Raw genomic sequence first — 24,180 nt, forward strand, 5'->3', positions numbered from 1 at the left:
TCCAAAACAGCTTAAAAGTCAATAATTAACAGTAAATTAATTTTTATCTATAAAAATTATATCCGTACCTTTGCAATCCCAATTAAGTGTTGGGAAAAAGGAGTAAAATTATTTAATGGCAAAAAAACAAGAAGCAGAAAAAGAATTAAAGGCGAAGGAAGCTGAACTGGGTACAGTTGAAGCAACCTCAAAGGAAACTGTTGAATCAGAAGCTGATTCAATTTCTATTGAAGAGATCAAATCTAAAATTGCGGCTACACCAAGCGAAGATTTCGACTGGGATGCTGACGATAAAAAATTTGGTAACTACAGCGACAGCGACCGTGAGCAATTAGAAAAAATGTATGATGGAACTTTTAGCTCAATCACTAAAGGCGAAATCATCACCGGTACTGTAGTAAACATCAACAACAAAGATGTGGTATTGAACATTGGCTTTAAGTCTGATGGTTTAGTATCAGTTTCTGAATTCCGTGATACACCAGATCTGAAGATCGGTGACACTGTTGAAGTATTTGTAGAGTCGCAGGAAGATGCTAACGGACAGTTGGTGCTTTCACGCAAACGTGCAAAAACTCAAAAATCATGGGAGCGCATTAATTCAGCTCTGGATAACGATGAGATCATTACCGGCTTTGTTAAAAGCCGTACCAAAGGTGGTCTTATTGTTGATATTATGGGCGTTGAAGCCTTCTTACCAGGTTCACAGATAGACATCAAGCCAATCCGTGATTACGATGTGTACGTTGGTAAAACAATGGAATTTAAAGTTGTTAAGATAAACCACGAGTTTAAAAACGTTGTGGTATCGCACAAAGTGCTTATTGAAGACGATCTTGAAAACCAGAAAACAGAAATTGTGGCCAAACTTGAAAAAGGCCAGGTATTGGAAGGTACCGTTAAAAACATCACCGACTTTGGTGTATTCATCGACCTTGGTGGCGTTGACGGCTTACTTCACATTACCGATATATCTTGGGGCCGCATAGAGCATCCACGTGAAGTATTGGCATTAGATCAGAAGATCAACGTTGTTGTTCTTGATTTTGATGACGAGAAAAAACGTATTGCTTTAGGCTTGAAACAACTTACTCCACATCCTTGGCAGAGCCTTTCTGAAGACATTCAGGTTGGTAGCAAGGTTAAAGGTAAAATTGTTACTGTTGCTGATTACGGCGCGTTCCTTGAAATCATCCCTGGTGTTGAAGGTTTGATCCACGTTTCAGAAATGTCTTGGTCACAAAACCTTCGCAATCCACAGGAATTCCTAAAAGTTGGTGACGAAGTTGAGGCTCAGGTATTAACACTTGACCGTGACGAGCGTAAAATGTCTTTAGGTATTAAACAGCTTACTCCAGATCCATGGCAGAACGCTGGCGAGAAATACGCTATAGGCACCAAGCACGTTGCTACAGTTAAAAACATGACCAACTTTGGTGTGTTTGTTGAATTGGAAGACGGAATTGATGGTTTGATCCACATATCTGATCTGTCATGGTCTAAGAAAGTTAACCACCCTAACGAGTTCACTAAAGTAGGTGAGAAGTTAGACGTGGTAGTTCTGGAACTTGATATCGACAACCGCAAATTAAGCTTAGGCCACAAACAGCTGGAAGAAAACCCTTGGGATACTTTCGAAACTATCTTCACTATTGATTCGATACATGAAGGTACCGTGTTGAAAGTAACTGACAAAGGTGCTATCGTTGCTTTACCGTACGGTGTTGAAGGCTTTGCGCCAACCAAACACCTGGTTAAAGAGGACGGCAAGTCTGTAAAAGCTGAAGAAACTGCTGAGTTCAAGATCATTGAATTTAACAAAGACAGCAAGCGTATAGTTATTTCACACTCACGCATTTGGGAAGAGGCTCGCGCTGATGCCCGCATGCAGGACTTCGAAAACCGTAAGAAAGAAGCAAAATCTGCTGTAAATGCGGTTAAGAAAGTTAAAGATTCGGTTGAGAAATCAACTTTAGGCGACCTTAGCGTTCTTGCTCAGTTAAAAGAGCAGATGGAAGGTGCTGAAAGCAAAGCCGCAGGTAAGAAACCTGCTGCTAAATCAGAAACTGAAGAAGAAGCTAACTAAGCTGAATTTTAATTAATACAAAGCCCTTCCGGTTTCCGGAAGGGCTTTTTTATTGCTCACGTGCTATCTTATCGCTATGAATGATAGAGTAACTGTAAACATCCTTAGGCGTTTATGTTTAGTATTGGTGTTATCACCAATATTTGTTTTTATGATCGCGATATTTTTTGAAGAAAGAAATTATGCTTTATCGCAAACTCTTGCTAACGAAGGTAAGCCGCTGAGTGTATGTCGCTATTGGGTAGCTTCGCTTATTTGTGTTTTAAAATAAGTCGCTTTAAGCAACAAACGCCCTTAAACATATTTAATGATGTTATGAAGATTATGATTGCGACAAGTTTTACGGCTTTTTTTGTTTACGCCTTCGGCTTTTAGCCAACTTAGAGGGTCGGCGCGATTCTAATTCTTATTGTCGTTTGATAACGATCTCGCTTGTTTTGCTGCCGAAGTTGCCATTCATATCTGCACCTTCAACTGTGATGGTGTATTTACCCGGCCTATCAGCAGTGTAAAAGGATAGTGTTGCACTGCCATCTTTATCTGTGATCAGGTTCGGCTCCCAGTGCAATGTGGGGCGCGCTATAAGAGGAGCGGTATCGGCTGGCTTATAACGGGGGCGATAAAATTGTGCAGGGAAGCAGTATGGTACCGGCGTGTACCGCACAATGTTGTTGTTAGTGCGGGTAAAATATCCATTGCCGCTGCGGGTTGTAACAGTAATAAAGTATTCAAAGTCACCGGCAACTCTAATGTCTTTAACTTCATCGGCACTCATATACTTTAAAAAATCAAGCATTTCATTTGCTAACCCTAACCCCTCAGATAAACCCATCATTGCCAAACTACTTTGTCCGTCAACAATAATGTCGGCGACTCGTTGTAAGCCGATAACTAAAGCCGGATCAGGATGGAAAGCTGCGCGCCCAAAAGGTCCTTCGCTGTAAAGGTTGCTTACGCCTAATCTTTTTACCTTTGAGAGCAGGATATCGTACAATGTGCTTTTTTGGGCTTGGATCAACTCTTCCTCAGTGATCTGTTTTATTTCGCTTCCAGAATATCTACCCGATTTGATGTAAGCTTTTTTACCCTTTATGGTCACTTCGTTAAGTAATCGGCCTTTTACATCTGCTGGGCTAATACCGGGTAACGTTCTGACGGGTTTAGGCCCTTTCAAATAAGCAGCGAGCGAGGTGTCATTTGCTACTGTATACCAGGGAGCATATGTGATAAACTGCTTGTCAATTTTTGCGGGGATAAACTCATTTAAGTTAATATTTGGAATAGATTCACCGCCTTTTTCCTTTACAACCCGCAGAGTGTAATTAATGGTATCAAGTACAGGTAAGTTGTCAAATCGAAATTCACCTTTGTCGTCACTCGTGGTGTCTTGCAGGATAAGCCCATATTTCTTACTCATTGAGAAGAGTTTTACCTTGGCCTTTTTAATTGGCTTTTTAAATAATCCGCGTAGATTACCTGAAAGCTGCTCGCTGGTTTCAGGAGCAAAGCGTGGCTTCACAATTGGTGCGTTAACGAGCGACCAATCAAAGCCACGCCAGCCCTGGCAAAGCATTAGTATATCTAATGCTTTCGTTCGTTCCGGATCATTTTTAGCAAAATACCAGCTGCTTTCTTCAACATAACCCGATAGATCTGACGACAGCAGCAACCTGCTGGTGATATCGTCTACACCGTTGCTGGTTTTATTAAGAGCGTTGTCAATTACAGCCACACCAAAACTGCCTACCACTGGCCTACCTTCAGCATCGCACACGTTTACGGTTAATGACACACTATCCCTTAAGCCGGGAGTAGGTGTACCTGGGGTAATGCTTAGTTGCAGGCGATCGTTATGATCAATAAATATCCGCCGTGAACCAACAGGCTTGCTGCCGTCCAAAAGTGATATACTTACAATGCCCGAGTTTAGTAGTTTTTTCGATATTGCAGTACGCGCAAAACCATTGCTGAGCTTTATTAACGAGCCGTAGTAAACCAAATCTGCACTATGCACTACCAGATTATATTTTTTGTCAGCGGCAGCAATGTCAGGAGTGGCACGCATTACGACAAAGACCGTATCAGTAGAAGAAAGCGCGTCTGCGCGCAACGAGATACCTGATGTTTGAGCAACCGGTAATGGCACGGTATGGCTTACACCACCAAGGTTGTATTTTGCTGAATATGTTTTTCCTGCTTCAGGTATTAAAATAAAAGAACCCATTCCTAAATGGGTAGCAGCAAAGGTATTTACTTCTTGCCCCAAGTTATCTATAATACTTCCGCGAATATCAATTCCCAAGCCGTTTTCAGCAACAGCTTTAAACCCCACACGGACAGGCAAACCGCTGATGATTGTGCCCCCTTCCGGCATAAACTGCAGGTCTATTTTCTGATATTGGCCACCAGGGCTGAAAGGAAGTGAAAGTTTCTTTTTTGTTATCTTATCGGTAAGGATGATTGACAGGTTTGACACATCCTTCGCATCAGGCAGAAGTATAGTGGCTTTAAGGTTGCCGCCGTCGCTTGTAGTAAACGTTGACTTAAATAAATTTCGTTTACCATTAGTAACCTGTAATTCCACATCGCGGTAGGCAACTGCCATTTTCGAAAGGTCCGTAAGGTGTAAGGCGAGATTAGCTATGTTCTCGCCATTTTGTGATTTAGTTGTATGCTCCTCGCTGATAAGCCAATGGTCGGTTGCATATACATTACGAACAACGATATGTTTATTTGCAAATACTTCGGAGCTGAAGTTTTGCAACCAATTGGTATAAGCACGGATAGTATAGTTGCCGTCCTTCAGCTTATCATTTAAAATAAGCTGTCCATACCCAAACCCTGACGCTAACGGGAGAGCAAACCGGTTAACTACGTTACTGCTATCGTTTATTAATTCGACATAGATCTTACTGCTTAATGCCGAGGGGGTGTAAGTTGCAGCGTTGAATAAATAAGCCTTTAGCCATACTGTGTCTCCAACGGTGTATTGCTCCCGGTCTGTTTGGAGGTAAAGCTTTTCAAAAGGGAACGCCTCTCTATATTGCTCTGCACGGTTGAGAATTTGCTTCAGACCGGTAGTGTCTTGAGCAATGGAATAATTACAGAACAAAAGATTAACGGATAAAAGCAGGCATAAGGTAAGCGCTTTTAAATACTTGTAATTATAACAAGGCATAATTTAGGCAGATAGTTACGTAAATGTAGCTCATCTGCCTTTAATATTACAGTACTATTTTAAGTGTTGTTAGATTACTTTAAGGCAGGGAATTTGCCGGCGTCGAAGATACTCTTTTCCGCACATGCTTTTTCCACATCCTGCCATTTGCGTGGCGCATCTGCAGAAAGATTTATGCCACCAGTTTTACCTATTTGTACATCGTCTTCAATTCGTACGCCAATGTTCCACCATTTCTTATCGCATGGGCTACCGGCTGGGATGTAGATGCCGGGTTCCACCGTAATAACCATTCCTGATATCAGGTCGCCGCCGTAAGCTCCTTTATCGTGCACATCAAGCCCCAGGTGGTGCGATACTCCGTGCGGGTAGTACTTGCGCAGTTCTTTAGCATCTTTTATAATACCCAGTTTTATTAGCCCGGCGGTAAGTACCTCAACCGTTGCGTCTTCTAATTTGCTATACGTCACACCTTCTTTGCAAAGTTTAAACACTGCTTCCTGTGCATCATAAACTATCTGGTAAATGGCTTTTTGCTCTTCTGTAAACTTGCCGTTTGCAGGGAAGGTTCTGGTAACATCAGCAGAGTAGCCATGGTATTCAGATCCTACATCCATCAACACCAACTGGTTTTTTACTTCTGTTGCAGCATTCTCTTCATAGTGCAGTATACAACCGTTACCACCAGCACCTACAATTGGCGGGTAACCTTCATCCTCAGCACCATAACGTTTGTGCACATACAGCATAATGCCTTCCAGTTCACGCTCACTGGTCTTTGGTGTTACAGCGCGCATTGCTTCTAAATGAGCAAGGCTGGATAACACAACCGACTTTTTTAACAGCGCCAGCTCTTCAGGCGTTTTTACACCCCGAAGGTCAGTGGTAAGTGCTTCGAATAAACTCATGCCACCCAGGTTTGCGCTAATTTTAGCTTTAACGGCCATAAGTGTTGCCGAATCTGGCTTGGCCAAAATTTCCTGTATAAGCTCGTTGTTCTTGTAGGCGTCGAGTGTAAGCTTGCTCTTTAAGTAAGCTACGAGCCGGTCAATATTTTTCGGATTAGCACGCTGGTTAATAAAAGATAAATCTGCAGACAAAGCTTTATCCACGTCTTTCAATCCGGCTTTATTTTTAAACGTTGTTACCAACTCACGCAAGCTCCCCTTTGATACATCTGCACCTAGGTCGTCCGGTAATCCATCGTACAAAATGGTAGTGTATTTTTTGAAATCAAGCGGGAATGATGAGAATGTCTCGCTGTCGTAAGCGCGTTTGAAGCCGAGCTTGCTTTTAGCGCCTTCAATACCCAGGCGTTTGCCCGTCCATTGTTCGCGGGCTGCATCGCGGCGGCGCACAAACAGCAATTCGTTATAACTGCTATCTCCGGCGGTCTGCATATCTTTAAAAATAAGCAGTACAGAGTTCGGCTCATTATAACCCGAGAAATAGTACATGTCCGGGTTTTGGTGAAAAACGTAGTTCACATCATTTGAAAAGACCTGCTCGGGATACGCAAAAACAACCGCAACTGAGTTCGGCGGCATCGTTCAATGCCTGTCGACGGCCGGCATGGAACGATGCCGGAAGGTAATCTGTTGGTAAACTCTCCTGATTACCAGTTTGGGCGAATGAAGGTGATGATATTATTAAGGCAAAGGCTGCTGTAAAAAATAGTTTGCTAAAAACTTTCATCGGTACTATAAATTGTGATGGTTAATACAGGCTCAAGATAATTATAAATATTATAGTAGTTTAATCTTATGCTTTAGTATTGCAAATGCTCATTTAAACAAACCGCCAAAATTATTACCTTTGCCCAAATCCACCCATACGATGCAAAATCTGACGCTGCTCGACGGACAAAAATTTCAGATCACTATTCAGCGTTTATGTCGTCAATTAATAGAAAATCATAACGACTTTTCTGGCTCTGTACTTATAGGCATACAGCCACGGGGCATTTACCTTGCACGCCGCGTTGCCGAAGAGTTAAGAAAGATACTTCCCGAAAGTAAAATAGAGCAGGGCGACCTGGACATTACCTTTTATCGGGACGACTTTCGCCGCCGTGAGCAACTGGTTCCCAATCAAACCAAAATTGACTTTATAATTGAAGGGAAAAGAGTCATAATGATGGACGACGTGCTGTGGACAGGCCGTACCATTCGTGCCGCTATGGACGCCATGCAAGCCTTTGGTCGGCCCGAGAAAGTGGAGTTGCTTGCACTGGTAGACAGGCGATACTCGCGCCATATACCCGTATCTGCAAACTATGTGGGTATAGAAGTGGATAGTATAGCATCGCAGAAAGTAGTAGTAAGCTGGAAGGAGACGGATGGCGAGGATAAGATTGTATTAGTATCAGAGGCGAAATAGAAAATGGCATTAAGCACACGGCATTTACTTGGCATAAAAGATTTAAACCGCGCAGATATTGAAGAGATATTTGAAACCGCGGATAACTTTAAAACGGTGCTTAACCGTCCTATAAAAAAGGTTCCATCGTTAAGGGACGTAACCATTGCCAATATCTTTTTTGAGAACTCTACCCGCACCCGCTTATCTTTTGAGCTAGCGGAGAAAAGACTTTCTGCCGACGTTGTAAACTTTGCAGCTTCCTCGTCATCAGTAAGCAAAGGCGAAACGCTGGTGGATACGGTAAACAACATCCTGGCCATGAAGGTGGATATGGTGGTGATGCGCCACCCGTATGCCGGTGCCGGTGTTTTCCTGTCAAAACATGTAAAAGCGCAAATAGTAAACGCAGGTGATGGTGCTCATGAGCATCCTACCCAAGCGTTACTGGACGCTTTCTCTATACGCGAGCGTTATGGGAATGTTGAAGGCAAAAAGGTGGTTATTGTTGGTGATATACTGCACTCGCGGGTTGCTTTATCTAACATCCTTTGTCTAAAGCAACTTGGTGCCGAAGTAATGGTTTGCGGGCCAACAACCCTTATCCCAAAGTACATTAGTTCTTTGGGTGTTAAAGTGGAACATAATCTGCTGAAAGCACTCAACTGGTGCGATGTTGCCAACATGCTCCGTATACAGCTGGAACGCCAGGACATCAAGTACTTTCCTACAATAAGGGAATATACCATGCTCTACGGGTTAAACAAACAGATACTGGATAACCTTGACAAAGAAATAACCGTAATGCATCCTGGCCCTATCAACAGAGGAGTGGAGATCACGAGTGATGTGGCAGACAGCAAACAGTCTATTATCCTGGATCAGGTGGAGAATGGAGTGGCTGTGCGTATGGCAGTATTGTATTTGTTAGCTGGACAGGGGGCATGATAGAATGCTTGGTAAGTTAGTAAGGTATTTAAAGGCAAATTTGCTGGGTGTATTTATAGGCTTTGGCGTTGTGTCGTTCATATATGAAGGACTTATATTGCCGCCGGGAGATTTTTATGCAACACAGTTTTTTGGGATAGTGATTTTCATTATCGCTACTCGCTCTAAATACAGAGACAGGTTATTGGCGCAACAGGGTTTAAAGCAAAAAGGGCTGACTCACGAAGACCTGAGCAATATTGATTTCGTAAAAAATTGGGAAGTAGCGCGCAGAGTAGGGCCGCTTAAATATTGCTTTTTGCAGGGAGGTTTGTCTATTGGGCTCATCATATTTCCACTTTCGTTACTGTTATTTGTATTTCTTGTTTTCTTTTCTGCTGATGCGGAATACTTTAAAGCATTAATGTACCCACTTGCGCTAGTTTGTTTAATCATACCGTATGTTACAGGTGTGCTAATTTACGCAGTGAGATATCAAAGAAATCAGCATCGCTTTCATAGGCTTACAGATCCACTTAACCTGAACAGATATTAACTAAAGTGCTTTTCTCAAAACCATTGTGTGTATAATTGCTTTATGCATGTTAGCTACACAAGTACCTTATTGCTCTAATACCTTGCCTTTATGAATGCCTTTTTGGTTGTTTTTGCAGTGTTGTTATTGTCTTTTACGTTATTGTCTATAATCAAGCATCAATACTGGATCTTCCGCATTTTTGATTATCCCCGCATACAGAAACTGGTATTATCTGTAATCTGCTTACTTCTTATTGTTGGCTTTTACGATGGGAATGATGTTGTTTTCTTGATTGTTGTCATACTGATGGGAGCCAACATACTTTATCTGGCCTTGCAGGTACTTCCTTTTACACCGTTGGGCAAAAAGCAGGTGCTAACTGCTGTAACTGATGTGCCCGATCAGTCGGTATGTGTAATGATTGCCAATGTTTATGAGGACAATACAAATACTACTGGATGCCTGCTGGAAATAACGAAGCATGATCCGGACGTGGTTTTATTGCTGGAGACCAACGCGCGGTGGGATAATCAAACATCCACACTTGGCGAAACTTACCCGTACAACGTAAAAGTGCCGTTGGAAAATACCTATGGAATGTTATTGTATTCTAAACTGCCTTTGGAAAGTCCTGAAGTAAAGTTTTTGGTAGAGGATGATATACCATCAATTCACACGACAATAGTTTTAAAAAGCGGACAAAAAATCAAATTGTTTTGCGTGCACCCAACACCACCTGTACCTAACGAAAATCCACGCTCTACCGAACGGGATAAAGAGCTGCTATTAGTTGCGGACATGGCTAAGGCATCTCAACTGCCGGTTATTGTGGTCGGTGACCTGAATGATGTAGCCTGGAGCTATACCACGGAACTGTTCTTAAAAATGAGCGGTTTGATAGACCCAAGACGGGGCAGAGGCTTTTATAATTCTTTTCATGCGCACTACCCGTTCCTGCGTTTCCCGTTAGATCACGCCTTTATCTCTACGGATCTTAAACTGAAGAAAATGCGCAGGCTTTCCAATTTCAATTCAGATCATTTTCCCATCTATATCAATCTGCAGTATGAAGCAAAGGCTGTGCAGCAGCAGGAATCTATGACACCTGATGCAGATGATCTGGAAATTGCTGAAGAAAAGAAGGCAGCGGTCTGATTATTGAGTTAACATCGCCTTCACCGCCTGTGTTGCGCTGCTTAATGCTGCCTCTACAGTTCCCATCGCAGGGCCACTATACAGGTATTCTCCGCAAAAATACACGGTGTCACTTATTGGTGTATTAAGGAGTTTACGGGCATTTGGCGTCTCAACAGTATCATAAGCGTATGACCCGCGTGTGAAAGGATCGGCCGTCCAGTTCATAATACGCCGGGCAACAAGTTTGCTCTTCAGTTCAGTAACGTCACGTTTAAAGATGTTTGCTAACGATTGAAGGCCTTCAGCCGCGATCATATCATCTGTAAGATGCAGCTTTTCGGCAGCAGCAGGGCCACCAATCCATCCGGTAAGTACGTTAGATGTATCTGGTGCTTGTGTCCACCAGGTTGGTATCTCTTCATTGCTGAACAGGTAGCCCATCTTCTCGTCTTCTTTTCCATTAAGGTGGGCTGATTTATTATCCAGCCAAAACGGCTCGCTAAATTCAAATAATATCTTGATAACTGAACCGAACCCTATCTGTTGAATGGCCTGGCTATAATCAGGTATTTCGGGTGAAAAGGACACGGCTCCGGTTTCCCCTGCTGAGGCTTTTAGCACGCCGAGCGGCATAGCTATTAAGACCTTTTCTGCTTCGTACGTCTCGCCCGTTGTAGTGGTAGCTTTAACACTTCCTTCGCTCCACTCAATGGTGTGTACAACGGCATTTAGGAAAACCTCGCCTCCTTTTGCTTTGCATTGTGACGCAAGCCAACTTATCATGTGGCAATAGCCACCTTCTATGCGGTGTTGTGCGTTTTCACTTTCATTTTGCCACTCATTGCGGAGGGCAAAGGCGCTGGCATCACGCGGATCAGCTGTGTCGTAGCCGGAAACGAACTGCCAAACGGCATCCCGTAGTTCTTGATAATTATCAGTGGGAAATTCTTTTTGTAGAAAGGCATCTATGTTGGTATCCTCTTGAAGTTGGTTCAACTTGTTTATTAATGGGTCCCAGTCTTCAATAACCATGATGTTTTTGTGGAACTCGCCGTTCTCAGAACGCCACATCTCCGCATTAGCGCTGCGGTAAGGTATAACAGCTTCTCTCAGCAGCCTTAGCGTAACAGGCAGGTCCCCGTGGATAAACTCCGCACCAAGTTCCGTATTCCTGAAAAAAGATTCATCTCCGAGCGTATGGATGCGGCCACCAGTTCGGTTTCTGGCTTCCAGTACCGTTACCTTTTTGCCGGCATCTGCCAGCAAACGAGCAGCCATAAGCCCGGCGGCACCAGCGCCAATTATAAGAACATCATTTTTCATAGCAGGTGCCGCAAGGTAAAACGATTAGTTGTAAAGTGCAAGATTCATGTAAGCGCCAAGCAAACTACAGAGATCAACGCCTTGCTGCAAGCCCGGACGTGGATAAATAAAGCTTTTCCTGTTCAGGTATTACAATCCCCTTTGTTAATTTAGCAGGCTAGCATAAACGTGCGTTATGAAACAGTATTTTAAGATAGACGAGTGGAAGATCATCGAAGATGGCTTCGATCCAAAATATAATGAAGTTGCCGAGAGTGTATTTAGCTTAGGTAACGGCCGTATGGGCCAGCGCGCCAACTTCGAAGAGGCTTATAGCGGCAAAACCCTGCAGGGTAATTATGTAGCAGGCGTTTATTATCCGGATAAAACCCGCGTAGGCTGGTGGAAAAATGGCTACCCGGAATATTTCGCCAAGGTGCTTAACGCTGCAAATTGGATAGGAATAGATGTGGTTATCGAGGAAGAGCAACTGGATCTTGCCAAATGTGAGGTGATTAGCTTTACGCGTGAATTGAATATGCGGGAAGGTTACCTGAAGCGCAATTTTACAATTCGCACAGCATTAGGTAAAGAGGTGCAGGTAGAGGCTATTCGCTTTTGCAGCATGGTCGACGATGAATGTGGTGCCATTAAATACAATATTACCCCGCTTAACTTTGAAGGAAAAGTATCCTTTACCCCGTATATAGATGGAAATGTTGTAAATAAGGACTCTAACTACGATGAGAAGTTCTGGGATGAAGTGAGCAAGCAAGCTGAAAATGATGTGGCCTGTGTACAGCTGCGCACAAAAAAGACCGGCTTTGAAGTTGCCACCGCAATGAAGGTGACCGTGTTGATGGATGGCAGTCCTGCCAATTTTAAGTCAGAAGCTCTCCTAAAAGAGAAGTACGCCGCAGTACAAATCACCCTGGATGCTAAACAAGGGGAGGCTATTTCGCTCATTAAGTACGCCACCAACGTGTCGTCTCAGAATTACCCGGCGGAAGAGCTAATATCTAAAGCTCACGAACGCCTGAATACAATCGCCGCGAAAGGCTTCGATCAAATGCTTGAAGAGCAGGCAGCTGCATGGGCCGAGAAATGGAAGCACAATGATATAGTTATAGAAGGTGATGCCGCTGCACAACAAGGCATCCGGTTTAACATATTCCAATTGAACCAAACCTATACAGGTGAGGACGACCGCCTGAATATTGGCCCTAAGGGTTTTACCGGTGAAAAATATGGAGGCTCTACTTACTGGGATACCGAAGCGTATTGCGTGCCGTTTTACCTGGCAACAGCCGAGCAAAAGGTGGCCCGTAACCTGCTGCTGTACCGGTATAAGCAGTTGGGCAAAGCTATTGAGAATGCTAAACTTTTGGGCTTTAAAGATGGAGCGGCACTGTACCCTATGGTTACCATGGACGGTACTGAGTGCCATAACGAGTGGGAAATAACTTTCGAGGAAATACACCGAAATGGCGCTATAGCTTATGCCATTTACGACTACGTTCGGTACACGGGTGACGAAGCTTACCTGGCCGATTACGGATTGGAAGTTCTGATAGCTATATCCCGGTTTTGGGCTCAGCGGGTAAACTGGTCGGAAAGCAGGCAGCAGTATGTTATGCTGGGCGTTACCGGGCCAAATGAGTACGAGAACAATGTAAACAACAACTGGTACACCAGCACCATTGCAGTTTGGTGTATGAAGTATACACTGGAGGTTATCAGAAAAGTAAAACAAGCCGATGGCACCAAATACCAGGCCTTAGCCAATAGGATCAGCTTTAATGAGAAGAGTGAGTCAGCTAAATTCACTGACATTGTAGCCAAAATGTATTTTCCTAAAGATGATAAATTAGGCATATTCCTTCAGCAGGATGGGTATTTAGATAAGGAGCAGATACTGGTTAAGGACCTGCCCGCAGCCGACCGCCCGCTGGTGCAAAAATGGAGCTGGGACCGGATCCTGCGTTCTGTATTTATAAAGCAGGCAGACGTATTGCAGGGGCTCTACTTTTTTGAAAATGATTACGACCTGGAGACCATCCGCCGCAACTACGACTTTTACGAACCGAGGACCGTACATGAGTCCTCCCTTTCACCTTGTGTACACTCTATATTGGCCGCAAAACTTGGAGATGTAGAGCGCGCCTACCAGTTTTACCTTCGTACGTCCAGGCTCGATATAGACGATTACAATAACGATACTGAAGATGGCTGCCATATCACCTCAATGGCTGGCACCTGGATGTCGGTTGTACAAGGTTTTGGTGGCATGCGGGTGAAGGATGGTCAGCTTCATTTTAACCCGCTGCTTCCGGCTGAGTGGAAAGCATTATCGTTTCAAATTGGTTTTAGGGGAGCGTTGTTGAAGGTGCGCATAACTGAGGAGGCTATAGTCATTAAAGCTTCAGGAGAACAATTGAAGCTGATAGTGAACAATAAAGAAGTTATGATTGAGGCAGGTAAAGAGATGAGCATTGCACGCTAAATGCTTCTGTAATAAATAAGTCCTAAAAAGCATTAATTTCCAATGGAAAGTTCGGTTGCCCATCATAAACTCATTATCTATCAGTTACTGCCAAGGCTGTTTGCAAATACCAATACCACCAATAAATTTTACGGTTCGGTAGAGGAGAACGGCGTTGGTAAACTGAACGACATTAACGATAAAGCATTGCAGGAAATTGCCGCAATGGGTTTCAGTCATGTATGGTATACCGGCGTAATTGAACATGCCACCATGACGGATCATTCGGCGCTTGGTATTACCCCAGACGATCCTGATGTGGTAAAAGGCCGTGCAGGTTCGCCTTACGCAATCAAAGACTATTATGATATAGCAACTGATTTGTCTGTTGATCCGGAGTTCCGCATTTCTGAATTTAAAGAGTTGGTAGGCCGTACGCATGCTGCCGGGCTTAAGGTGATTATTGACTTTGTGCCTAACCACGTAGCACGCACCTATGCATCTGATGTGAAACCCGATGGCGTTCGTGACATCGGGGAAGACGATGATACAACGATCGCCTTTTCGCCGGAGAATGATTTTTATTACCTGCCTGGTCAGCATTTTAATGTACCCGCGGGTTATAACCCCGGCGGAGATGAGTTGATTTCGCCTTTAAAGGATGGCAAGTTTGATGAATTCCCGGCAAAAGCCACGGGTAATGATGTGTTCAGCGCATCGCCAGGAATAAACGATTGGTTCGAGACTGTTAAGTTAAACTATGGCGTGTATACCCCAGACGGTATTCGCACCAATATTACCGCGCCAACCCCGTTGTGGCTCAAAATGCACCATATTCTTAGCTATTGGGTTCAAATGGGTGTAGATGGTTTCCGGTGCGATATGATTGAAATGGTCCCGGTTGAGTTTTGGTCGTGGATCATCCCCAAGCTAAAGGAAGAATATCCACACTTAATATTCATTGGCGAAGCTTACGACAAAGGACAATATTACAATTACATCCATAACGGGCATTTTGATTACCTGTATGATAAAGTTGGCCTCTATGATACAATACGGAGCTTGACCTGCAATGAATGGGACGCGAGCACTTGGCAAATAAACAACGTTTGGAACAACCATACCAAGGGAATTGATGAGCACATGCTCCGCTTTATGGAGAATCACGACGAGCAGCGAATTGCCAGTCGCTTTTTTGGCGGCGACCCGTGGCTTGCAGTACCGGGGATGGTGGTGAGCGCCACCTTATCAACCGGGCCGTTAATGGTGTATGCAGGCCAGGAGGTAGGCGAACCTGCGGAAGGTGCAAGTGGTTTTAGCGGCGATGATGGCCGCACCACCATATTCGACTACTGGGGAATGCCGGAACTTCAAAAATGGGTAAACGGTGATAAATTTGATGGCAGGGGACTTTCTGAAAATCAAAAATCCTTACGGGCATTTTACAGCAAGCTCCTTAATACTGTAAAAGACAACCGCGTTTTTGCAAAAGGTAATTTTTATGAGCTGATGATAGCTAACGAACGCCAGCCCAGGTTTGATACAAAGCTTTACATCTATTTAAGGTATACCGGCAATCAGCGGGTGATGGTTGTTGCCAACTTTAACAGGGAGGATCGCCAATTGGATGTGCAACTACCTCATGACTTGCTCGAACAAATTAACATTAGCGGCCATCAGGTATTTACGGACCTGCTTACCGGGGCAACTTTTACTACAACTAACGTATTTATGGGGATAAATGTCTCCATTGCTGCTTCCTCTGCATTACTGTTAAATTTTTAAAGGATGGGGCAGAGTCGATGCCGAATACTATCGTCTTGCCGGGTTTAGCAAATATGAATCTGGATATCACCCGCCTTAACAATTATCAATATTGTAAATCTTCTTGCACAATCATCCGTATAACTACTTTGGCTTAATTATCGCTTGAATATTGGTTTAGAAATCGTTATTTAGCTGATTACTATTGCAGATAAAAGAATTTTGAGCTTTGTTGAGTATAATTAACAAGGCAGCACAGATATAGAAGTTTCACATGGAAGAAAAAGTACCTAATCCCGAGTTGTTAACAGCGCGCCTTCTTGTAACTGAGGATATTGTTGTTGACGAGGAAGAATTTCACCACCTTAATAACCCTGCCGATGGCATTAAACCCATCGTTAAAAAATATCTTGGCGTACCCAATCACGCCGAACAAAAAGGCAACAAGTTTATATTTACTGATGGTGATGCAAGTGTTGAGGTAACTATTGTTACCAAAGACATTATCAGGGTTCGTCTTGCACCGCACAGCGTTTTCCTGGAGGAGTTCTCTTACGCTGTGCCCGAACTGCCTTCTAAAGCCGTCAAATTTGAGCTTTCAGAGAGCGATTTAGAGTTTAGGGTATCTACCGAAGCTATAAACTGCCACATACGCAAACAAGACTTTTTTATCTCTTTCTCAGATAAGGATGATCACGTCACCAGTACCGATGCTGTGCCGATGCATTGGGAAGAGAACACCAAGTTTGGGGGCTATTATGTGTTCTGCACCAAAAAGTGCGATACTAACGAAAGCTTTTTTGGCCTTGGTGATAAAGCCACGGAGTTTAATTTGCGAGGTAAAAGACTTAAGAATTGGAATACTGATGCTTACTCTTACAGCTGGAACCAGGATCCCCTTTACCGCTCTATACCGTTCTACATCAGCGTAAATGAGGGGATTGCCCATGGTATTTTCTTCGACAATACATTTAAGGCGCATTTTGATTTTGGCGGTGAAGACACTACTAAAACCAGCTTTTGGGCAGATGGCGGCGAGTTACAATACTACTACATCCACGGCCCGCACATGATGGACGTGGTAAAAAACTACCATATACTTACCGGTACACACCCCATGCCCCCTTTATGGGCGTTGGGTTACCACCAGTGCCGCTGGAGCTATTACCCGGAAAATAAAGTTAGGGTTATTGCCAACGGCTTCCGTAAAAACAAGATCCCGTGTGACAGCATTTACCTCGACATAGATTATATGGACGGGTACCGTTGCTTTACCTGGAATAAAAAATATTTCCCTGACCCGCGCAAGCTGCTGGAAGATCTTTCTGCTAATGGCTTTAAAACGGTAGTGATCATAGATCCGGGAATTCGTGTCGACGACAATTACTGGGTGTTTAAAGAAGGCAAGGAAAAGAAATACTTCTGCCGCCGCAGCGATGATTACTTTATGGAAGGCCATGTATGGCCTGGCCGCTGCCAGTTTCCTGATTTCACGAACCCCGAGGTGCGTGCCTGGTGGGGAGACCTGTTTGATGAACTGGTAGACCTTGGTGTAGCCGGCGTTTGGAACGATATGAACGAGCCTGCGGTGTTTGGTTCGGGCACTTTCCCCGACGACGTGCGCCATCAATATGACGGCTATCGCGGTAGCCATCGTAAGGCGCACAACGTTTACGGTATGCAAATGGTGCGCGCCACATACGAGGGCCTACGCAAGCAAATGAAGAACAAGCGCCCATTCACCATTACCCGTGCAGGATACGCTGGTGTACAGCGTTACTCATCTGTATGGACGGGTGATAACGTGGCGTCATGGGAACACCTTAAAATAGGTAACGTTCAGTTGCAGCGTTTGTCGGTGTCGGGTATCTCTTTTTGCGGAACGGATATCGGCGGTTTTAGCGGCGAGCCCGATGGTGAACTTTTCACCCGCTGGATACAAATGGGTACTTTTTCGCCCTTTATGCGCGCACACTCTGCCGGTGATACAAAAGAACGCGAGCCATGGAGCTTTGGCGAGCCGTTTACCAGCATAAACCGCAAGTTTATAGAATTACGTTATCGATTGCTGCCTTATCTTTATTCGGCATTTTGGGAGCATCATCGCTACGGCTTCCCTATACTGAGGCCGGTTGTAATGCATGATCAGGCAACCGTGTCTAACCACTTCCGCCAGGATGAGTTCTCCTTTGGCGATAAGATATTAGTGTGCCCCGTATTAGAGCCTGGTCAGCAAAGCCGCAAGGTGTACCTGCCTAAAGGTACCTGGTACAACTTCTGGAGCCTGGAACCTGTAGAAGGTGGGCAGGAAGTTAGTGTTGCTACACCAATAGACATCATGCCGCTGTTTGTGAAAGCAGGATCAGTTATACCCGAATATCCTGTAATGCAGCATACCGCCGAACGGCCGATAGAAGAAGTTAAGCTGAATATTTATTACAGCGATTATGAGGTGAACTCGTTCCTTTTTGAAGATTACGGCGAAACATTTGCTTATGAGCAGGACATCTACCTGGAGAAGAAGTTTATTGTAAAAGGTTCGGCCAATACCCTTACCATTAAGCAAAGCATGGAAGGTTTGTATACGCCGCGGTACGAAGGCTATCACTTTAAGCTGAACGGCCTGCCATTTGTTCCAACCAAAATAATAGCAGATGATAAGGAGATAACCGAGATAGCTGTGAATGCTGATAAAACTTACGAGTTTAAGTTCAGCAAAAATTTCAAGCAGATAGAAATATTTAAATAATATAAGGCCCCGTAAGGGGCCTTATTGTTTCTAAGGCTTATAGCTTTGTACTAAGCTCATGCTTTATCCGGCCACAATGTTTCGCCTTTGGTTATCCAGGAGATACCAAAAGCCTCAACGGCGATGGTCTCAAACGTGTACACTATGGGGAAGTTATTTACATCGGGTTTAATAACAAAATAAACTCCCAAAAGAACAACACTCACCACCATAACAATGCCGCAAACCATATACACGCGATTTCGGTTCGCTTTTGGCGTACGCCGGCCAATCGATGTTCTTAATTGTTCGGGGCTATCTGTTTGCCGGAAAAAGAATAACGACATAGCTGCAAGTGATAGCAGGAAGACAGCTGCACACGCGAAATGCCAGCCTGTACCAGCAATGGTCGGGAACACGCCGCCGTTATCGGTATGCACCGAAAGCAGGCAATCGGCACAGGTTTTCCGGGTTGGTACAAATGCCACACCAATACCGGATATGGCCGCCAAAATAGTGAGCGCACGCTCTACCTTGTTATAACCTTTGTAAGTGAGCAGGAACACGCCGATGACACATAAGATAACTACAAGGATATCGCCGCGGTCTGTATAGTAATAATCGCTGATGGATGGTTCCAGGCCGTAATAAGCCGTAGTTCTTTTGGGTGCGATAGCCAATGCAAGTGGTAAAAGCATGCCAGTAAGGCCGATAAGGTTGCGTTGAGTGAGGTAAGAGATAACAAGGCCGTTGTTGTTCTCCTTTTGCCTGTTGTTGGTGTTTTGTGTCATGATATGTAAGGTTTTAGTTATACTAATATAAGCTTCTTTACTGAATATCAGGTTATTATGCTTGTTACAAAACACAAAGCTTGATTATATACTTAAATTAGTGAATGACTATCTGGGGGTGTCCCACTTTGGGTGACCCGCTCTCAAAATTCAAAACCCTTAAAAAAGGTTTATTGGTTTGGTTGACAATTGCTTGAGGGATTTATCTAAACTTTTTGTACTGTCCCGGGGTGTCCCGCTTTGTTGGCGTAAATAGCTGACATTTAATACTATATCTATTTTAGGTGTCCCGGGTGTCCCACTCTCAAAGCGGGACACCTGCGGCACCTTTTTGCTTAGGAGCCTTTGGCTTATAGCGTTTGGTTTTTTGTATAACCAGAAACATCTACAGCCAATGTATGTTCAATAATTATATATTTGACAAACAGGAACCGTTTCCTGCAACCAACTAACCTGGCGCAGCCCGCTACATCTGATCATGGCAAAGCAAACTAAGAAACCCTCCGACGAATTGAAAGAATCGATGCCGATTAAGGTTAAGAAAGAACCAAAGCCGAAGAGTGAGAAAGAGAGCTGGCCGGAATCTGAAGAAGTAAAGGTGAAAAAGCCTGCAAAGAAAGCAACAACCGGCAAGGCGAAGGCTGCACCAGAGAATGTTGTTGCGGAATCGCCTCAAATAGGGTTAAATTCTGTTGAACCCTACAGCCGGTTTACTGACTTCGACATCGACCTGTTCAAGTCGGGAAAGCACTTTAAGCTTTATGAAAAGCTGGGATCGCATGTAGTGCAGCATAATGGCATCACAGGTACTTACTTTGCCGTATGGGCACCTAACGCGCAGCATGTATCGGTAATTGGCAACTTTAACGGGTGGAACCGGGAATCACATCCGCTTAACTACCGTTGGGATGCTTCCGGTATATGGGAGGGCTGGATCCCAAATGTAGGTAATGGCGAAACATACAAATACTTTATAAAATCATCAACAGGGGAGAACCTGGAGAAGAGCGACCCTTTCGCACTTCGTTGGGAATTACCACCGCATACAGCTTCCATAGTTTCAAATACTTATTACGAATGGAGTGATCAGGATTGGATGGCTAAGCGTTACCAATACAATGCGCTGGATAAACCATGGTCTGTTTACGAGATGCATGTAGGCTCGTGGGCGCGTAGTCCCGAAAGTCCGGATGAGTTCCTAAGCTACCGGCAGCTTGCAGAAAAACTGGTGCCATACATAAAAGAGATGGGCTTTACACATGTAGAGTTCATGCCAATAATGGAGCATCCGTACTACCCAAGTTGGGGTTACCAGATCAGCGGATTTTTTGCGGCATCATCCCGCTACGGTTCACCACAGGATCTGATGTACCTGATAGAGGAACTACACAAAGCAGATATCGGTGTGATACTAGACTGGGTTCCGTCCCATTTCCCCGGTGATGCCCATGCACTATATAATTTTGACGGCACGCATCTTTATGAGCATGCAGATGTAAGAAAAGGTTTTCACCCGGACTGGAAGTCATATATTTTCAACTATGGCCGTAATGAGGTAAGAGCGTTTCTCATCAGCAATGCATTATTCTGGCTGGACCGTTACCATGTGGATGGCTTAAGGGTAGATGCAGTGGCATCAATGCTTTACCTGGATTACTCCCGCAAGCATGGTGAGTGGGAACCGAACGTATTTGGGGGCAACGAAAATCTGGAAGCGATATCCTTTTTAAAGGAGCTTAATTCAACAGTATTCAGCAATTTCCCAGATGTGCAAACCATCGCTGAAGAATCGACGTCCTTCAGCGGCGTTAGCAGGCCGGTTTATACCGGCGGGCTTGGTTTCGGTATGAAATGGATGATGGGCTGGATGCATGATACCATCAACTACTTCGCGGAAGATCCTATTAACCGCAAGTACCATCAGGACAAGCTTACCTTTAGCCTGGTATACGCATTTACCGAAAACTTTATGTTGCCCTTCTCTCATGATGAGGTAGTATACGGTAAAGGCTCGATGCTGGGCAAGATGCCTGGTGACGACTGGCAGCGTTTCGCTAACCTGCGGCTGATGTACAGTTTTATGTATACACATCCCGGCACTAAATTACTGTTTATGGGCAGCGAGTTTGGTCAGACCGCGGAGTGGAACTTCCAGCAATCGCTTGATTGGCACTTACTACAGTATGATAGTCACAATGGTATTAAAGAAGCTGTAAAAGCTATCAATCACCTTTATAAGTCTGAGCCGGCGTTATACGAACGGGCTTTTGACTGGACAGGCTTTGAATGGATTGATGCCAGTAATCTAGCAGACTCAATAATTGTTTACTTACGAAAAGGAGTAGACGCTGCAAACGACCTGGTAGTGGTGCTGAATATGACACCTGTAACGCGAAGCAATTACCGCATAGGTCTGCCCGCAGGCGGCACATGGAGCGAGATATTCAATTCAGATGCTACAGCTTACTGGGGCAGTGGTTCGCTCAATACAGAGCCAATAGTTTCTGAAGCTCAAGCGTGGCACGGAAAAGAAAACTCTATGCATGTAAATGTTCCCCCATTGGCAGTTTCTATCTTCAAGAAAACACAAGCAGCAATTAAAGCGGAATAAACGTATGAGTGGAAAGTTTTTTTATTTATACCTGATAGGTGGCTTTGCAGCACTTTCACTGCTTATTTACGAGCTAATAACCGCTTCTGGAGACGTAAATGGCAGAGGTGTGCTGTTCTATATTATTCCAACAGTGCTGTTGTTTTACATGGCTTATAAAACGTGGCATGTAAAAAACGACCAGGAGTTAATGTAAGCTCCTGATCGTTACTCTGCTTCTAATTGAGCTTTAGCTTGTGCAATTTTATCAGCTTCTTCTTTAGGCAGCTCAGGATATTGCATTTTTAATCCTTTTAGTGTCTCGAGGATAATAGAGGAGACAGCTATCCGTGTAAACCACTTTTTATCTGCCGGTACCACATACCAGGGGCTGTCAGTTGTGCTCGTCTCTTTAATTGCTTTTTCATAAGCGTCCATGTAATCATCCCAGTGCTTACGTTCCGAAAGGTCGCCAAATGCAAACTTCCAGTTCTTTTCAGGATCTTCTATCCGTGCTAGAAAACGTTTCTTTTGTTCTTTTTTAGAAAGGTGCAGAAAGAACTTGATTATTACTGTGCCTTCTGCATTAAGGTGTTTTTCAAAGTTTCTTATGCTTTCGTATCGCTGCTCCCAAAACCTTTTCTTAATATCTTTTACATCTGTAATACCTGGGATGTTCTCTTTCAGAATAAACTCCGGGTGCACTTTTGTAACTAACACATTTTCGTAATGCGAGCGGTTGTGTATGCCTATACGGCCGCGCTCGGGCAGGGCCTTGTAATGCCGCCACAAAAAATCATGCTCATAATCTTCGCTGGTTGGCTGTTTAAAACTGTAAACCTGGCATCCTTGAGGATTTAAGCCAGACATGGTGTGTGCTATAGCACTGTCCTTACCCGCAGCGTCCATCGCCTGAAAAATCACCAGTAATGAATAGCTATTAGCCGCATACAGCTCCGTTTGAAGCATGGCAGTTTGCTTAATCAGATCGCTTAGCAACTCCTTAGACTCTTCTTTTTTGAATCCTGCGGTTTCGTCAGTTTCCAGCTTATCTAACGAAAACTTTTCGGTGTTTACTATTCTAAACCGGTCGGCAATTTCCTTCATTTTAATTCTTTTATTCACTTGTTTCACGTAACATACATCCGTTGGTAAGCAGCGCATTGTAAAGAGCCATTCCGGTATGCTTAAATGAGTAATAGATGTGCAGCTTATATGTTTTCAGAATATTGATGTTTTGCCTAAAACAAAAAAGCCCTGCGTTCACCGCAGGGCTTTGATATCTATCATTAGTACAATTTACAACTTACCAATTTCCTGAACAAGGTCAATCAGTTTGTTTGAGTAACCCCATTCGTTGTCGTACCAAGATACAACCTTAACAAAGTTTTCGTTCAGCGCGATACCTGCTTTTGCATCGAAGATAGAAGTGCGGGAATCGCCTTTAAAGTCTTCTGATACTACTTCATCTTCGGTATAACCTAGAATACCTTTTAATTCGCCTTCAGAAGCTTCTTTCATAGCAGCTTTAACAGCATCATATGAAGTTGCAGTTTTAAGGCGTACTGTTAAGTCAACTACAGATACGTCAGCAACCGGAACACGGAATGACATACCGGTAAGTTTGCCTTTAAGTTCCGGAAGAACCAAGCCAACAGCTTTAGCAGCGCCGGTAGATGAAGGGATGATGTTCTGGTAAGCACCACGGCCGCCTCTCCAATCTTTAGCAGACGGGCCATCAACTGTTTTTTGAGTAGCAGTTACCGCGTGGATAGTGCTCATTAAACCTTCTTCAATACCAAACTTGTCATTTAGTACTTTAGCAATAGGTGCCAAACAGTTGGTAGTACATGAAGCATTAGAAACAATGTTCTGATCTGCTTTTAATTGTTTGTGATTAACACCCATTACAAAGGTAGGGGTATCATCTTTTGCAGGCGCGCTCATTACTACTTTCTTGGCACCAGCATCAATATGTTTTTGAGCTGTTTCCTGAGTAAGGAACAAGCCGGTTGATTCAATAATAACTTCAGCACCTACTTCACTCCATTTAAGGTTCGCAGGGTCCTTTTCAGCAGTTACACGGATAGTTTTACCGTTTACTACCAAGTGGCCGCCTTCTACAGCAACAGTGCCTTTGAACTGACCGTGGGTCGAATCGTATTTTAGCATGTAAGCCATGTAATCCGGCTCAACAAGGTCGTTAATACCTACTACTTCAACGCCTTCTCTTTCAATGGCAGCGCGGAAAGCTAAACGGCCAATACGGCCAAAGCCGTTAATTCCTATTTTCATGATT

The 24,180-nt window shown here is 44.0% G+C and carries 16 protein-coding genes; 10 read left to right on the forward strand and 6 right to left on the reverse strand.

Features of this window, described 5'->3' with window-relative positions; genetic code table 11:
* Positions 1–115: 115 nt before the first annotated feature.
* Positions 116–2,086: a 30S ribosomal protein S1 gene (gene rpsA, locus AC59GT_RS05055; RefSeq protein WP_117385009.1), complete on the forward strand. Its 1,971-nt coding sequence runs from the start codon at positions 116–118 to the stop codon at positions 2,084–2,086.
* Between the two features lie 406 nt (positions 2,087–2,492).
* Here rpsA and AC59GT_RS05060 read toward each other — a convergent pair whose 3' ends face one another.
* Positions 2,493–5,264 carry a hypothetical protein gene (locus tag AC59GT_RS05060; RefSeq protein WP_497236616.1) on the reverse strand — a complete coding sequence of 924 codons (2,772 nt, stop codon included), beginning with the start codon at positions 5,262–5,264 and terminating at the stop codon, positions 2,493–2,495.
* A 74-nt stretch (positions 5,265–5,338) separates the two neighbouring features.
* A complete protein-coding gene (locus AC59GT_RS05065; protein WP_497236617.1) occupies positions 5,339–6,811 on the reverse strand; it encodes an aminopeptidase P family protein in 1,473 nt (490 codons plus the stop codon).
* Between the two features lie 289 nt (positions 6,812–7,100).
* On the opposite strand from AC59GT_RS05065, the gene pyrR reads away from it, so the two are divergent.
* From pyrR to AC59GT_RS05085, 4 genes are all read left to right on the forward strand, one after another.
* The gene (gene pyrR / locus AC59GT_RS05070; protein ID WP_117385013.1) at positions 7,101–7,643 is read left to right on the forward strand and encodes a bifunctional pyr operon transcriptional regulator/uracil phosphoribosyltransferase PyrR; all 543 of its coding nucleotides are present in this window, start codon (positions 7,101–7,103) and stop codon (positions 7,641–7,643) included.
* A 3-nt stretch (positions 7,644–7,646) separates the two neighbouring features.
* Positions 7,647–8,570, forward strand: a complete 924-nt coding sequence (locus tag AC59GT_RS05075; protein WP_497236618.1) for an aspartate carbamoyltransferase catalytic subunit — start codon at positions 7,647–7,649, stop codon at positions 8,568–8,570.
* A 4-nt stretch (positions 8,571–8,574) separates the two neighbouring features.
* Complete coding sequence (locus tag AC59GT_RS05080) at positions 8,575–9,105, forward strand: hypothetical protein (protein WP_497236619.1); 531 nt, start codon at positions 8,575–8,577, stop codon at positions 9,103–9,105.
* A 90-nt stretch (positions 9,106–9,195) separates the two neighbouring features.
* The gene (locus tag AC59GT_RS05085) at positions 9,196–10,242 is read left to right on the forward strand and encodes an endonuclease/exonuclease/phosphatase family protein (RefSeq protein WP_497236620.1); all 1,047 of its coding nucleotides are present in this window, start codon (positions 9,196–9,198) and stop codon (positions 10,240–10,242) included.
* Here the strand turns inward: AC59GT_RS05085 and AC59GT_RS05090 are convergent, their stop codons facing one another.
* Positions 10,243–11,547 carry a flavin monoamine oxidase family protein gene (locus AC59GT_RS05090; protein ID WP_497236621.1) on the reverse strand — a complete coding sequence of 435 codons (1,305 nt, stop codon included), beginning with the start codon at positions 11,545–11,547 and terminating at the stop codon, positions 10,243–10,245. It lies immediately after the preceding gene.
* Positions 11,548–11,722: 175 nt separating this feature from the next.
* Between AC59GT_RS05090 and AC59GT_RS05095 the strand changes: the two genes are divergently transcribed.
* From AC59GT_RS05095 to AC59GT_RS05105, 3 genes are all read left to right on the forward strand, one after another.
* Complete coding sequence (locus tag AC59GT_RS05095) at positions 11,723–14,029, forward strand: glycoside hydrolase family 65 protein (RefSeq protein ID WP_497236622.1); 2,307 nt, start codon at positions 11,723–11,725, stop codon at positions 14,027–14,029.
* Positions 14,030–14,071: 42 nt separating this feature from the next.
* On the forward strand, positions 14,072–15,793 hold the full coding sequence (locus AC59GT_RS05100; RefSeq protein ID WP_497236623.1) for an alpha-amylase family glycosyl hydrolase: 1,722 nt from the start codon (positions 14,072–14,074) through the stop codon (positions 15,791–15,793).
* Positions 15,794–16,046: 253 nt separating this feature from the next.
* Positions 16,047–18,521 carry a glycoside hydrolase family 31 protein gene (locus AC59GT_RS05105; RefSeq protein WP_497236624.1) on the forward strand — a complete coding sequence of 825 codons (2,475 nt, stop codon included), beginning with the start codon at positions 16,047–16,049 and terminating at the stop codon, positions 18,519–18,521.
* 56 nt (positions 18,522–18,577) lie between these two features.
* On the opposite strand, the gene AC59GT_RS05110 is transcribed toward AC59GT_RS05105, so the two are convergent.
* Positions 18,578–19,291 (reverse strand): hypothetical protein, encoded by a 714-nt coding sequence (locus AC59GT_RS05110; protein WP_497236625.1) that lies wholly within the window; start codon positions 19,289–19,291, stop codon positions 18,578–18,580.
* 478 nt (positions 19,292–19,769) lie between these two features.
* Between AC59GT_RS05110 and glgB the strand changes: the two genes are divergently transcribed.
* A complete protein-coding gene (glgB, locus tag AC59GT_RS05115) occupies positions 19,770–21,902 on the forward strand; it encodes a 1,4-alpha-glucan branching protein GlgB (protein ID WP_497236626.1) in 2,133 nt (710 codons plus the stop codon).
* A gap of 4 nt (positions 21,903–21,906) precedes the next feature.
* Positions 21,907–22,098, forward strand: a complete 192-nt coding sequence (locus AC59GT_RS05120) for a hypothetical protein (RefSeq protein ID WP_497236627.1) — start codon at positions 21,907–21,909, stop codon at positions 22,096–22,098.
* 11 nt (positions 22,099–22,109) lie between these two features.
* Here AC59GT_RS05120 and AC59GT_RS05125 read toward each other — a convergent pair whose 3' ends face one another.
* A complete protein-coding gene (locus AC59GT_RS05125) occupies positions 22,110–22,988 on the reverse strand; it encodes a polyphosphate kinase 2 family protein (RefSeq protein ID WP_497236628.1) in 879 nt (292 codons plus the stop codon).
* 192 nt (positions 22,989–23,180) lie between these two features.
* Entirely contained in the window at positions 23,181–24,176 is a 996-nt protein-coding gene (gene gap, locus AC59GT_RS05130) for a type I glyceraldehyde-3-phosphate dehydrogenase (RefSeq protein ID WP_117385025.1), read from the reverse strand.
* Positions 24,177–24,180 lie beyond the last annotated feature (4 nt).

Source organism: Mucilaginibacter sp. 320_HR (assembly GCF_059691875.1).